Origin of the sequence: Pseudomonas halotolerans (assembly GCF_039581215.1) — a bacterium.
GTDB classification, from domain to species: domain Bacteria; phylum Pseudomonadota; class Gammaproteobacteria; order Pseudomonadales; family Pseudomonadaceae; genus Aquipseudomonas; species Aquipseudomonas tehranensis.
Genome location: NZ_JBCNTJ010000005.1, coordinates 312,027 through 326,422, shown reverse-complemented (window position 1 = coordinate 326,422; position 14,396 = coordinate 312,027). Strand labels below are relative to the sequence as shown.

The window sequence follows — 14,396 nt, the reverse complement described above, 5'->3', positions numbered from 1 at the left end:
ATAGCCGCGCTGGGCCATGGATGGCCCTTCGCGGCGGGCCCACGGAGCAATGCCGGAGTGAGGGCACACCGAGCCTAGGCGAGGTGCCGAGTGGTGGGGCAAAGACCTTTTGGTTACTTTTGGGGCGTTTGCCAAAAGTGACCCGCCGTAAGGGCGGAACCCTAAGCCGCCGTTACCGCAGCAACGGATATGTACCCAGTCAACCAAATCCTGGCCGGCTGTCAGGCCGCCATCGCGAGCAGGCTCGCTCCCCCAGTGTGATCGACGTACAACCGGGAGAGCCAGGCCGGCTGTCAGGCCGCCTCGCGAGCAAGCTCGCTCCCACAGAGGATCGGGGATATTGCGGCAACACAAAACAAATGTGGGAGCGGGCTTGCTCGCGAAAGCGGGGTGCCAGCCAACACACATGCTGACTGAATTGACGCCTTCGCGAGCAAGCCCGCTCCCACAGGTTTTGTGCGCTGATCACTCCATAAAGGAATGATCAGCAGCCCTCACTCAATCAAACATTCGGGCAAGGAACCGGCGCCCAGTCACCCAGGTCCGGGTTTTTGCACATGCTGTTGACCTGGCTGGTGCCGGCGCTGGCAACCTGCTTGCTTTCATCCTGCTTGGCCTTGGCCGTCTGCAGGGTTTTCTCGGTGGTCACCGCTTCTTTCGGCACGGTTGGCAACACCGGCTTTTTCGCCGGCTTCACGGCTTTTTTGGTCTTGGTCGAAGCGACAACCGGCTTGGTTTCCGCAGTCGCTACGGTTACCACGTCGGTACGCTGCACACCCACCTGCTGCAGGTCTTTTTCATAGGCCTGGGTGTAGTTGTTCAGGTCTTCGGCGGCTTTGCCGTTGACCGCGACGATCAGGTCGTTGGACTCTTTGAGGCCGGAGACGATTTCTGCCAGGCGCTTGCGGCCTTCGGTTTCGTTGACGGTCTTGGCCTTGCGGTCGGCCACCAGCTTGCTGAACGCGTTCTGGTAGCACTGCTGCGAAGCCTTGGCGTACGCGGTGCTGCGGTCGATGTCGGCGGCGCTTTTGTTGACGTCGGCGGCGTAGGACGCGATGCGCTGGTTGTCATCGGCGATCTGCTTCTGACGCTCGGTGTAGTAACCGGTCGCGCCACCGGCCAGCGCGCCACCGGCAGCACCGATGGCGGCGTTGCGACCGCGGTCTTCCTTGTCGGCGGTCAGGGCGCCCAGCAGCGCACCGCCGACTGCGCCAACCGCTGCGCCGGTGAGCACCGATTTGGTCATGTTGCCCTCGGTGGCGCGCAAGTGTTGCACCGGCTCATAGCAGTTAGGGTAGTACTCGACCTTGGTGCTCGACGCGACCTTGGAAGTCGGCGACGTGGCGCAGCCGGTCAGTACAGTGCTGAAACCGACAGCGACCATCAGCAGGTGACGCTTGGAAACCGAAGCAAAAGGTTTACGGGAGAAAAGCATGATTGTGTTCTCTTTTAAGTGTTGACCAGCTCAGTACGGCCCACCGCCGCCTGAGTCCCTTCCAAACTCGCTGACAACCAACGGTCAAGACCGCTGACCGCTCGATGCGAGCAGTTCCTTCAATATCGCTGCCGGGTCGGCTCGTTTTTGCTGACGATAATTGCCGACATGGCGAACGAATAACGTCGCGCGCGCCACCAGGCTTCTGCCCAGCACCGGCTTGCGCTCCAACTCCTCCTTGATGCGTTGAAATTGCGCCTGGATCACGGCATCGGTGTAGCGCGTGCCGGTGGCCAGGTTGTCGATGTAAATCGCCACGGCGCCATCGAGTGCGCTGCGGCCGTTGTTGATGGCCGTGGCGAACAGCTTGGCGCTGGCCTCGTCCTTGGCGTCCACGGCCTGCTGGCGACTGTTCTGCAAATTGGTCAGGCGAATGTTGTAGTTATTGATGGTCTCGGCCACCAGGGCCGCCGATTGGATCAGGTTGCCCGCCGCTTCCTCGCGTTGCTGGGCGATGAGCGAGACATTGCGTTTGAGCTCTTCGTTGACCAGCCCCAGCTCGGCTTGCAGGCGCGGGTCGACGCTGGCAGCGATGATGCTGTCCAGGCGCTTGGTCGGGTCTTCGGCTTCATCGATGGCATCGGTCAGGGATGCGAGGCGGCCTTCTTTCTCCCATTGGGCGAACAGTTCCTTGTACCGTGAGCGCGGCGCCGACAACGCCCCGACCGCCACGCGGAACCCGGTGGTTTCGTTGCTTTGCTCGGTGCCGTCGGCGGCGAATAAGGGATATTCGCGGCGCATGCCGGTGAACAGCGTGCCTTCGCCTTCCAGGTAGTTGCCGCCCTTGACCACGAAGCCACCGTAGGCGCCCTGGCGGCGACCGGCATGCACCAGCTGGAAGGACTCCTGGACCATCTCGGCGGCGTTGCCGATCACGTCGAACAAGCCGATGGGGTTCGGCAGTTTGATGCCGACGGGCATCAGCCGCGCCGCCTGGCCGGTGCCGCCAGCGACTTGGTTGAACACCGCCCAGTCGGCCAGTGGCCCGTCGCTTTCACTGCCTTCCAGGCGCCGGGGAAACAAGCGCCCCTCCAGGTCCTGGCGGCTGACGGCTTGCCCACCACGAGCGGCGAATTCCCACTCGACTTCGGTGGGCAAACGCACGAAGCCCAGCCCGCCGTCTTCGGCGGAGCTGCCGCGCCCGCTCACCGGCAGCAGCGCCTTGTGGTACTTCATCAGCCAGGCGCTGTACACCGCAGCAAAGCGTTCGGCCTCGAACTTGGACAGTTTCACCTTGGGCAGCCGTCCGGCCATGCCTTGTGGAAGCTCCGCTTGCAGCACCTCGCAGGCCGGTGCCGGTTCACCGCTGGCCAGCGATTGCGCCTGGGCCATGACCTGGGCGTATTGACGCGCGGTGACCTCGTATTTGCCGATGAAGTACAGCATCGGTTTGAGCGGGGTCTTGGCGTCTGCCTTGGGCATCAACGGCGCGATGGTTTTGTTCCAGTCCTTGGGCAGATCCTTGAGGGTGAACTGGCCGTTGATGAAGTCCCGGCGATACCCGGAAATGAACGACTGCTTATAACCGGCCTCGCCTTCGCTGAACGGGTAGCCGAGGCTGATCTCCCGATCATCCAGAGTGCCTTGGGCAAGGACGTAAACGTAACGGAACACCATTTGCCCTTCGCACGGCAACGGCAGGCTGACGTCACCGGGCAGCGGTTTAGGGTTGTCCAGTTTGTCGGTGCTTTCATCGGCCCAGGCCAAACCGGCCAGGCTCAGCGCCACGGCGGCGCCCAATAACTTATACATCGCGAATTCCTTCACACGCCTGGATGCGCACCACCCGCCAGCCACCACACGCCGCCGCCACGGCGCTGACGCCGAGCACGGCCAGCAGGGCCAAGGTGTAGTGACTCACCAGCAAATGGCTGGCGTACTCACCCGGCATCTGCGCAAATAAATAATTGAGGCCCGACTGCGCCAGGCCATACAGCCCGGCACTCAACAGGGCCGCCAATGCGGCGCTGTAGAGCGCCTGCAACACCACAAACAACAACAGCGCCGCCGTGGAAACCCCCAGCAGGCGCAACACCGACAGCTCCCGACGCTTGCGCTCGACCGCCGCCAGGGCACCGGCAAAAATCGCCGCGAACGCTCCCGCCAACGCCAACCCGGCGATGATCCAGAACACGATCGAGAGGTTGCGGCTCAGCGATTGCACTTGTGCGATGGTCTGGGCCTGGGTGGATACCAACAGGTTCTGCGCCGCGAAGTATTGGCGCAGCGGCTCGACATCGCCGAGGTTGCGGGCGTACAGGCGAAACGCCGGGTAGACCCGCTGCGCGCTCTGTCCCACCGTATCGCCCGGCCAGCCGAACGCGGGCACGGCGCGACCGTCGCGGTAGTCCTCCGCCGCTTCCAGTAGCGCCAGCGGCGCGAACAAACCATCCCGGGCAAAAGCCTCAAGCGGCAACACGTGCAACACCTGCACGCGCGTGCGCTGCGCCTCGCTACGACCGGCCACCTGCCGACTGAAACTGGCCTGCAGCCAATCACCGGCCTTGGCGCCGAGTTTTTCGGCGGCGGTGTGGCTGAGCACCACTTGATCCAGCCCTTGCGGCACCGGCAGGCGCTCAAACAAGGGATCATTGGCCGCCGTGGGGATCATTTCGACAGTGACGGGCGCAGCCTCGCTGCTCAAATCCGCAGTGGCCGCAATCTGCCGCGTGCGGGCCAGGGCAAACGCCACATCACTGCGCCGGCCCAATTGCTCAACGAACTCAGCGCTGAACCGACCACCGCCCAACGGGATGATCTCCCGGGTCGCCGGGTCATTTTCCAGGCGCTCGGTGAGGCTGCTGACCAGACCGAATTTCAGGCCGAACAACACCAGCAACGGCGCGACCACCGCCACCAGCGCCAGCACCGAACAGGCCGACAGCCAGGCATCGTTGCGGTAATCCTGCCAGGCCAGGGAAGCCACCAGCGCGCCGCGCATCAGCAAGCCTCCCCGAGGGTCGCGGTGACGCCGCCATCGGCGTCGCGACGACAACTGATGCGCCGCACCTGCAAACCACTGGCGCGAGCCAGTGACTCATCGTGAGTCGCAACGACACAGCACACGCTGTGATCGCGGGCCTGGGCCACCAACAACTGCATAACCCGTTCAGCATTCAGCGGATCGAGGGCCGCGGTCGGCTCATCGGCCAACAACAGGCGCGGCCCATGCGCCAGGGCCCGAGCACAACTGACTCGCTGACGCTGGCCAACGGATAAATCCGCCGGCTTCTTGTCCAGTTGATCGGCAATGTCCAGTTGCCCGACCAGGCGCGTGACGCTGCCGTCATCTGCCATGCCGAGCAGTTTGCGCGACAATTCGATGTTGCCGCGCACGTCCAGAAAACCCAGCAAACCACCGGTCTGCAACACATAACCAAGATGCCGGCTGCGCAGGTCCGCCAAGGCGCCCTGTTGCCCCGCACGCCATAGCGCGGCGACGTCCAACGGCGTGTTGGCCGGCGTGAAATCGAACTGCCCGGCCTGATCCGGCGCCAGCACCAAGGCCAGCAGATCCAACAAGGTGCTCTTGCCGCAACCGCTGGGGCCAACCACCGCCAGTTGTTCGCCGGCACGCAATTGCAGCCGTGGAATCACCAGACTGTAGCGCTGGCTGCCGGCGCCCCGGCTTTTGTGTACGGCACTGATGTTCAGCATCATGGCAGCGTCGACAATGGCACGCGGTACAGGGCATCGCCCGGCTCGGCATCGCCGAACCGTACCCAGTTGGCCAGATCGTTGTGGAAGGTCTCGTAGAGGCGGATTTTCGAATCCAGCTCGTCGATGAAATCCTCCTGCTCGGCCACGCTCAGGGACAGCCACAAATCCTGGGTCATGTTCAGCGACTTGCTGCGGTACGGCAGCCCTTCGAGGTACTCGCCGAGAATCCCGCCGTCAGCCAGGTTGCCACCCTTGCGCAACGCCGAAGGATCACGGCTCATGTAGGCACTGGCACTGGCGATTTCCTGGAAGAAATCCTTGGGCGACGTCTGGGTCTTGCGCGCCGCATCGACGATCAGCTTCAACGACTGCTGCAAGTCGTTGAGTTGCAGTTTGGTCAGCATCACGCAGACCTGGAACGCCGGCAGCGCCGGGTTGGTCAGGTCACGGTCGGCGGTCCAGGCGCTGACCAGTTGCGGCGCCTGGCTGGCAGATTTTCGCCCCAAAAAGTCCATGTGCATCGCGTAGCCCACCGCCGCCGATTTATCGGCCAGGCTTGGCGCGGCGCCCAGCTGCGGCACGGCTTGCGGTTTGTTGCTGCGCACCTGATGGACCAGGTCGGCGAACACCGAGCCGATCTCGTCGACGCGCTCGCCAAACTTGCGCACATCGGCGCCCGGCACCGGGATGTACAGGTCACCGATCTGCGGGTTGGCGTCGGCGGTCAGAGTGCGATATTGGCTCTGCGCACCGCCGTGGGTTTTCTTGCCGGCGTCGCTGAGCAGGTGCAAGGCATAGATCTTGATCTGTTTGCCCAGCGCCGCCTGACGCACTTCGGCTTCGTTCATTTGCGTGGCGGCAAACGGATCGTTCTTGCGCAAGGCGCCGGCATCGGTGACCAGCAGGATCAAGCGCCCGCCGTAACCGGACCAGTCCATGCCTTCAACGGCTTCCATGACCCCGGCAAACGCATCTTCGTTGAACGAGTGGCTCGACACCGTGGACGCCTTGACCTGTCTCGCCATCTCCATGAAGCGCTGCGGATCGCGACCTTGCTCCAGGGTGATCAGGGTCTTGGCGACGTATGCCAGGCCGGGGGTCTTCTGGGTGCTGCTGCGAAAACCCACCATGCCGAAGCTGACACTGTCCAGCTCGCCACGCTCGGCGATGCGGCTTTGCAGCTGGTGGACCACGTCGCGGACTTGATCGATGTAGGGCTGCATCGACACGGTGGTGTCCACCACTAGCACCACGGCGGTACGGAACGCGTCGGCGTTGGCGGTGCTGATGGGCGTGTTGGTTGTAGCCTTCGGCGCGTTGCCGGGGTCGATGGACGCCACGTTCAGCAACTGCACCGGCTGGCCGGTCTCATCGAAGCTTTCGCGGGAATCGAAGATCGGCAACAGGTAGAACTGGTTCTGCGGCACAGCGCTGGCGGCCGGTTCCAGGGCCAGCACTTGCTGGTTGTCTTCACGGTTCTGCTGGGCCTTGAGCAAGACATTCCTGGCCGCTGAAGGGTCGGCCAGCAGCTTTTCCACTTCGCCGGGCTGACGCAGGAACATCACTGGCGCACGGCCGGAACGTTCGGTGAACTTGAGCACCAGGCTTTGCTTCCAGTCGCTGACCTGTGTGGCCGGCAACCAGCCGTCGCTGCGCCCGTCCGTGGCCGCGCCGACCCGCAACCAGGGGCTGCCATCGTGGTCTTTGCGCTCATACACGTACAGCACGGAAAACGCCGGCAACGCCTTGCCCGGCGCCGCACCCGCTTCTTCAGCGAGCTTGGCGCCCGGTTTACTCAGCACTCGCTGGAACAGGGTTTTCTTGCCAGCCATCAACAATGGACGCTGGTCGCCATCGGTCTGCGTCGCCACAGGCGGTTTTGCCGGGGGCATTTCTGGAGCCTTCACCGGCGGTGGATTAACCGGCGGCGTCGAGACAATCGGCGGCGTGTCTTCTCCATCGTCGCCCGACAACCACCAATAACCCGCGCCACCCAACGCCAGCGCCACGGCTACCGCGACGGCGGCGAGTGCGAACACCGGCCCCTTGCGTTGCTCCGAGACGCTGGACTGCGGTGTCGGTTTCACGGGCGGCGCAACCGGTTTGGACGGCGTGGGCTGCGCCGGGCCGCTCGGAATGTCGATGGACACTGGCGTCAATCCCGCCAGGTCATCGCCGGAGGCTGGGGTCGAGACGGGCAGCGGCAACGGCCGGATCAACGTCGCTTGCGCCGATTCCTCGGGCAGATTGTCCAGCGCCCGCAACAGCGCCGCTGCATCCGGAAAACGCTCCGCCGGGTCTTTGGCCAGCAGTTTGCGCAACACGTCCTGGTAATGACCGTGATGCACCGGCAACTCCGGCAACGGTTCGGTCAGGTGCGCCAGGGCCGTGGACAGCGCGTCATTGCCGGTATACGGCAGTTTGCCGACGAGGATTTCGTAGAGCACCACGCCCAGGGCATACAGGTCGGCGCGACCGTCGATGTCTTGCCCACGAGCCTGTTCCGGGCTCATGTAGCTGGGCGTACCGACGGCGAAACCGGCCTGGGTGAATTGGGTGCGGTCGTCCAGGGACTTGGCGATGCCGAAGTCCGAGAGCACCGCCGTACCGTCAGCGCGGAACAGGATGTTGGCCGGCTTGACGTCACGGTGCACCAGGCCCAAGCCATGGGCGTAACCCAGGGCCGAGGCAATCTGGCGAATGTAGATCAGGCCCTGCTCCGGCGACAGGCCGGCGGCGATGCGCTCCTTGAGCGTGCCGTTGGGCAGGTATTCCATGGCCATGTAATACAGCTCACCGACGTTGCCGATGTCATGGATGGTGACCGTGTGCGGGTGGGACAGGCGCGCCAGGGTCTTGCCTTCGCGCAGGAAGCGCTCGCAGAACGTCGGGTCGGCCGCCAACGCGGCCGCCATGACTTTCAACGCCACCTTGCGCTCCAGGGACCGCTGGGTCGCCAGGTAGACGCTGGCCATCGCGCCTTCACCGATCGGCCCTTCAATGTCGTAGCCAGGGATGACAATGTTCAGGGTCAAGCTCATGACGGCACCTTCACGACAACCACGGTGATGTTGTCCGGCGCGCCGCGCATCAGGCCCAGGGACACCAGGCTGCTGGCGATCTCGCCGGGCTCATCGTGGTTCAAGACTTCACGGATTTCATCGTCCTCGACGGTCTTGGTCAGGCCGTCGCTGCACAGCAGGTAGCTGTCGCCGGGCACCAGCAGCAACTCGACCATCGCCAGGTTCAGTTGCGCCTCGACCCCGATGGCACGGGTGACGATGTTGGCCCGTGGATGCACCCGGGCTTCGGCTTCGCTGAGCAGGCCGCTGTCCTGCAGGTCCTGGACGTAGCTGTGATCGCGGGAAATGCTGTCGAGCTGGCCGTCGCGCAGGCGGTACAAACGACTGTCACCGGCCCACAGGCACATGCCGCGCAGGTCTCGCGCAACCAGCGCCACCACGGTGCTGCCCATCATGGTCACGCCACGGTTGGCGGTTTCTTCACGCACGGCGGCGTTGACCCGCAGCAAGTCGCTGTGCAGCGCAGCGACGTATTCGTCCAGCGAGCGGCCCGCGGCAATGCCGCGCAGGCTGTCGACGATCAAGCTACTGACGTAGTCGCCCGCCGCGTGCCCGCCCATGCCATCGGCGACCACCCACAGGCCGTTTTCCGGCAGTTCCAGGCACGCGTCTTCGTTGACCTGGCGAACCATGCCGACATGGCTCTTGCTTGCAGATTTGAAGGCTTTCCCAGCACTTGGACGCATCTACACCACACCTTCTTGGCCAAGCAAAAATTGCGCAAAATCAGCGGCGGCCGGCAAACCCTGGCACCGCATCAAACCGGGCGCGATACGTTCCGAACCCTGGCCCCACCACAAACTGGCGCCTTCGCAGGCCGATTCGGCGAGGGCACTCAGGCGCTGTTTCGGGTCGGTGGCATCAAAGCGATGCAGGCTGGCAAAACGGCTGCTCGGGTTGCGCGGCAGGTATGCCGGGCTGCCCAGGCTTTCCAGTTCTGCACCGAAGGCCTCGAAACTTGCCTCCACGTTCAAGGTGCTCAACAGCAGGCTCTCCACGCGCTCAAACCAATCATCCGCACCGCCCACCACGGACGCCGGGTCCGCGTCGGGGCCCAACAGCACCGCGACGGTCAGCGGAAAATAACGGCCGACCCGATCGATACTCGGCATCACTACGCCGACGGCGGCGTCGGGCCCACAGACCCCGGGCGCGACCATGAAGCGCCACAGCGGGCTGACCAGATAGGCATCCAGCCAACGCTCGCCCAGGCCGGTCTGGCTGGCGAGCAAGCCCGCCGCCAGCCACGAGTCCCAGGGGCCGATAAAACTCTGGGGCAAGCCACGGCTGACAAAGTCTCCGCGGCTGGCCAACTTTCCATAGAAGCCTGGCGTACTCATAGACGCTCCGGCAGGCTGAAGCCGCTGAGCACGCGGCTCCTGAACGGGTTGAAGGCACTGTTGGCCCGCAGTTCGTAAGAGGCGCTGGCGCCGTCGACCCGCAGCCGCAGGTTGAAGCGGTCCGGCGAGTTGCCGGCGGTCAGGTCCGATTGTTCCAACAGGCGGAACCAGGCCCACGGCCCGTCCAGGGTGATGCCGGAGCGACCATTGGCCGAGGGCGGCATGATCGAGATCCGCACCACGCCGATGCTGCCGGGGTTAGGCCACTGCATGGCGGTCGGACGGCTCGGGCCGTGGTCGTAGCTCAGTTGCTGGCCATCGAGATCGAGCAAAAACTGAGTGATGGTCGAGTCCATCGCCACCGGTTTGAGCTCGAAACGCACCAGCGGCTGAGTGCCGCCGGCGCGGAAAAACGCATCGCGGATGGTGGCCGCACGCTGAAAGGTTTGCAGCACGCCAGGGGCGATCCCGAGTTTCTGTGCCGCACCCGGTTGCCAGCGCCAGGCCTGGGTCGAGGTATCGACGTAGGGTTGCAGGTATTTGCGGAAGTAGTTATCCATCACCCCGCCGACGCCGAAGAACTGGCCGAAGTCGTCCAGGGTTGCGTCCCGCGCACTGCCCGGCGACAGGGGGTAACGCCCGGCCAGAGACTGGCGGTAGATGTTCACCACTTCGCTGGTCCAGGCAGCGTTCAGTTGATTGCGCACCCCGCCCATCATGCTGTTGGTGGTGGAGTTGACCACCGACTTGACCAGCCCCTGCACCAGCGGCGGCTGGCGCTCGGCGTTGAGGCTGACGCGGGTGGCGGCGGCCTGGGCCTGGTTCTTGGCTTCGCCGAGCAGCGCGTCACCGCTGGCGCCGACCATGGCACTGACCTGCACGTACAAGGCATTCATGTCGGCGAGCAGGCCATCGATGGCCGCCGGTTCGCCTTCGTTTTTGCTGACGATGCTGTTGAGCTCGGCGAAATGCGCGGTGACCGGGTCAACGCTGGCCTGGGGTGCGTTTTGCGCGGTCTGTTCCTGGCCGAGCAAGCTGCCCAGGCGCTCCTTGAGCTTGTCCACACCGCCTTCAACCTGCGCGCCTTGAGCGGCCAGCACACGTTCTTCCTGTTGCAGGTCGGTTTCTTTCGCCACCGCCACCAGCAGTTTTTTCAATGGCGAACTTGGCCCGGAGAGTACCCGCAAGACATCGGCGGCCTGGGCCACGCTGGTGATCGGCACAAAGTCGATGTCGGCCAGCAAGGCGTCCCATTGGCGCTGGTAATCCTGGAAATACAAGCGGCGCACTTCGGCGGCCAGGCTGGCGACGTCCTGCTGCCCGGCCTCGTCGCGACCCAACACCCATTGTTCTTCAGCCAGCGTTCCAGCCTGGTTCAGGCTGGTGAGCAAGAAACCCTGGCGGTAGCCTTTGACCGTGAAGAACCCGCTCAGTGGCTCGCCCAAGGGTTTGCCGCTCTTGCGGCTGAACACCAGCGCGGCGTCGCGCCCGGCGGCTTCGTTGAGGCGAAAGTCGGCGATGCCCTCGGGCAGTTTCTGGCGCTTGACCCGGTCATAGACGCGCTGGGCCACGGGCAGTTGCTGCAACTGCCGGCGCAGGTCTTCGATCAAGCGCGGGTCCAGGCGTGCGGTGGGCGGACGACGCTCGAACAGCGCCTGTAAATGCTCGCCCAGGGCCAGACGTTGATCGGCCGGCAGGTCACGCGGCAGGCTGCGGTCCCAATCCAGGGCCACCCAGGCCTTGATGAAGTCGGCATCGTAGTGCTCGTTGTCAGCGAGCATCAGGTAGGCCTTCAATCCTTCATAGAGGAAGTCCGAACTGCCGCCGCTGTGCAGCTGCTCTTCGATACGTGTCAGCAAGCGTGGCGCGAACACGGCGATCAGCAGCTTGCGATAGACACTGCCGGACTCGGCTTCGAGCATGTCGCCTTGATACAGACCCAGGCCCTCGGCCCAATCGGGCGCGTCGTCGGCCAGGTGCTTCACGGCGTTGAGCAATGGCAATACGGCGAGGACATCGCGTTGTGCCGGACTAAGACTTTGCACGGCCTGACCCAGCGGCGCGACTTTCTGATCGACCTGGGTGATGTACGCCTGGTTGGCCCGATAGCTGATCCACCACAACGTCGAAACCACCAGCACCAAAGCCACCGTGGAGGCCAGTACGCCACGGGCGATCCACTTGCGCCGCCGCTCGACCTTGGGATCGACGCCCACCAGCCCACGCTCGGCGAACGCCACGGCGGTGAAGAGTTTTTCGATGAAGTAACTGCGCCCGGTGCCGGTCTGGCGCGCCAGGTGCTGGCGGTCCAGGTTCATGCTCTGGGCCATGGAGCCGATCAAGCGATCGATCGGGCTGCCTTCCTGGGTACCGCTGGTGAAATACACCCCGCGCAGCAGCACACGTTCTTCGAAGGCGTTGGGCTTGAACACGCCTTCGAGGAAACTTTGCAGACAATCTTTCAACGCGCCGAACTGCTGCGGGAAACCGTAGATCAAGTCGCGCCGCGCCGGATCGCGCTCTTGCTGCAAGCGTTCCACCAGGCGGTCGTTGAGGCGCTGCTCAAGGCCAGCGAATTCGCTTTGCAGATGCGCCAACGGGCTGTCGTTGCTCTTGCCATCGTCCAGAGCGAAGGTCATGCCCCAGACCTGGGCGCGCTCTTCCTTGCTCAGGCTGTCGAAGAACTCCATGAACCCGGGCACCAGGTCGAGCTTGGTCAGCATCAGGTAGATCGGAAAGCGTACGCCCAGCTGGGTGTACAGCTCCTGGATGCGCAAGCGAATCGCCGCAGCATGCGCCGCGCGCTCGGCATCGCTGCCCAGCAGCAGGTCGGACAGGCTGATGGCAATGAACGCACCGTCAATCGGGCGACGGGCCCGTTGCTTTTTCAACAGCCCGAGAAAGCCCAGCCACGCGGCCTTGTCGACCGTCGCGTCGCTGTCCTGGGTGGTGTAGCGGCCGGCGGTATCGAGCAGCACCGCCTGATCGGTGAACCACCAATCGCAGTTGCGCGTGCCGCCCACGCCGCGTACCGCGCCGGCGCCCAGTTGCGCGGCCAACGGGAAATGCAACCCGGAGTTGACCAGCGCAGTGGTCTTGCCCGAACCCGGCGGGCCGATGATCACATACCACGGCAGTTCGTAGAGGTTGCGGCGCTCGTCCCCGCCCAGCTTGGCTTTCTTCAACAGCGCCAAGGCTTCGTCCATGCGCTGGCGCAGGGTTTCGAGTTCTTCGGCCGTCGCGACGCTGGTGGGATCGGGCGGTGTTTGCGCGGCCAGGCTGCGCATGACTTCAGCGGCCTGCCGACGGGCCTGGATGATGCGAAACACCCGGTAGGCGATCCACACCGCGAACACCAGGATGATCAACGCCCAACGACGGCCTTCGGGCACCAGCCAGTCCAGCAGCGGGCCGACGAACCAGATGATCAGGCTCAGGGCGATCAGCCCCAGCAATGGGATGACCCAGCGGATCATAAAACTGAAAAACGCCTTCACTCGACCCCCTCCGCCAATACTGTGATTTCAACCCGACGATTGCGCGCACGCCCCTCTGCGGTGGCGTTGGACGCCAACGGCTCGGTGTCGCTGCGGCCTTCGGCGCTGAAGCGCTCGGCCTGGCCGGTCTTGGCCGAGAGGATTTGCAGCACCGACTTGGCCCGCGCCTCGGACAAGGCCCAGTTGGATGGGAATCTGAGGGTGGCGATCGGACGATTGTCGCTGTGGCCGGTCACCAGGACCTGGCCCTTGACCTTGCGAATGGCGTCGGCGATGCGCAGCATCAGCGGCTCCAGATCATCGGAGATGCTGGCGCTGCCCGAGGCGAACAGTTCATCGCCACGGATGGTCACCACCGAGCGATCCACGGCATCTTCCACCGCGACCCGACCGGCGCGGATTTCATCGGCCAGGAAACCGGCCAGGCGTGGTCGCTCGATCACTTTGGGCTGCACCACGGGACGGTCGATGGCCTGCACCGGGATTTCCCCCAGGGCATGGATGTTCTTGAACACCGGCTCGGCATCGGAGGCCAGCTTCATGCGCAGGCCGAACAGCAGCGCCAGCAACAAGGCCGCGCCGATGGCCACGGCGATCCACGGCGGCATGAATTGCGCCAGTCGATCGCGGGCCACGCTGACACCGCGCCAGTGCGGCGACAGCTCACGTTCGTAGTCGCCACGGGCGCTGCGGATCACCGCGCTGGTGCGCTCGCGCAAGGCTTCCAGTTGGCTGCGCCCGTCGTTCATCACCCGGTAGCGCCCTTCGAACCCCAGGCACATGCACAGGTACAAAAGCTCCAGCAGGTACAAGCGTTCCCGTGGGCTTTGCAGGCAATGCTCCAGGAGCTGGAAGACCTTCTCGCCGCCCCAGGCTTCGTTGTGCACGGTGATCAACAGGCTCTGCTTGCCCCAGTCGCTGGTGCCGCCCCAGGGGGTGCTCAACACGGCTTCATCCAGGGCGGTACACAGGGCGTAGCGGGCCAGCAGCACGTCATTGCGCACCACGCCGGCGGCTTCGGCGCGCTCCTCGAACTGGCGCAGGTACGCCAACAGTTGCGCCCGCAGGCTGGCCGGGGCCGGGTGGGCGATGGTGCTACGCAGGCGCGTCAACAGCGCCAGCAGCGGACCGGCCGCGCTTTCCAGCGGGTTGAGGCCTTGGGCCTTGCCGGTCAGGACCGGGGCGGCCGGCATCGACAGCGGTGCGGCCGCCGGCTGTGGACGACCCAAGTCCGGACGGCCAGGATCCGGGCGGAATGGGTCGGCGCCACGGCCACCGGGCGTCGGCATGAACTGGGTACGATCGTCGTTGCTCATCGCGG

At 64.5% G+C, this 14,396-nt stretch carries 9 protein-coding genes; all 9 read right to left on the bottom strand.

From position 1 onward, the window contains the following. Positions 1 to 502: 502 nt before the first annotated feature. Positions 503 to 1,435: a type VI secretion system-associated lipoprotein TagQ gene (tagQ, locus tag AAIS01_RS10150; protein ID WP_343468851.1), complete on the bottom strand. Its 933-nt coding sequence runs from the start codon at positions 1,433 to 1,435 to the stop codon at positions 503 to 505. Between the two features lie 84 nt (positions 1,436 to 1,519). Then, the gene (locus tag AAIS01_RS10145; RefSeq protein WP_431191918.1) at positions 1,520 to 3,247 is read right to left on the bottom strand and encodes a formylglycine-generating enzyme family protein; all 1,728 of its coding nucleotides are present in this window, start codon (positions 3,245 to 3,247) and stop codon (positions 1,520 to 1,522) included. Further along, the gene (locus AAIS01_RS10140) at positions 3,240 to 4,436 is read right to left on the bottom strand and encodes an ABC transporter permease family protein (RefSeq protein ID WP_343468849.1); all 1,197 of its coding nucleotides are present in this window, start codon (positions 4,434 to 4,436) and stop codon (positions 3,240 to 3,242) included. Before AAIS01_RS10140 ends, AAIS01_RS10145 begins: the two co-directional genes overlap by 8 nt. Beyond that, a complete protein-coding gene (locus tag AAIS01_RS10135) occupies positions 4,436 to 5,152 on the bottom strand; it encodes an ABC transporter ATP-binding protein (protein WP_343468857.1) in 717 nt (238 codons plus the stop codon). The genes AAIS01_RS10140 and AAIS01_RS10135 overlap by 1 nt, the downstream gene beginning before the upstream one ends. Continuing rightward, positions 5,152 to 8,196, bottom strand: coding sequence for a serine/threonine-protein kinase (locus AAIS01_RS10130; RefSeq protein WP_343468848.1), 3,045 nt, complete (start codon positions 8,194 to 8,196; stop codon positions 5,152 to 5,154). Before AAIS01_RS10130 ends, AAIS01_RS10135 begins: the two co-directional genes overlap by 1 nt. Then, positions 8,193 to 8,924, bottom strand: a complete 732-nt coding sequence (locus tag AAIS01_RS10125; protein WP_343468847.1) for a PP2C family protein-serine/threonine phosphatase — start codon at positions 8,922 to 8,924, stop codon at positions 8,193 to 8,195. Before AAIS01_RS10125 ends, AAIS01_RS10130 begins: the two co-directional genes overlap by 4 nt. Continuing rightward, positions 8,925 to 9,578 (bottom strand): type VI secretion system-associated protein TagF, encoded by a 654-nt coding sequence (gene tagF / locus AAIS01_RS10120; protein WP_343468846.1) that lies wholly within the window; start codon positions 9,576 to 9,578, stop codon positions 8,925 to 8,927. Then, positions 9,575 to 13,075 (bottom strand): type VI secretion system membrane subunit TssM, encoded by a 3,501-nt coding sequence (gene tssM / locus AAIS01_RS10115; protein ID WP_343468845.1) that lies wholly within the window; start codon positions 13,073 to 13,075, stop codon positions 9,575 to 9,577. Before tssM ends, tagF begins: the two co-directional genes overlap by 4 nt. Continuing rightward, a complete protein-coding gene (locus tag AAIS01_RS10110; RefSeq protein WP_343468844.1) occupies positions 13,072 to 14,391 on the bottom strand; it encodes a DotU family type VI secretion system protein in 1,320 nt (439 codons plus the stop codon). The genes tssM and AAIS01_RS10110 overlap by 4 nt, the downstream gene beginning before the upstream one ends. Between the last annotated feature and the right edge of the window lie 5 nt (positions 14,392 to 14,396).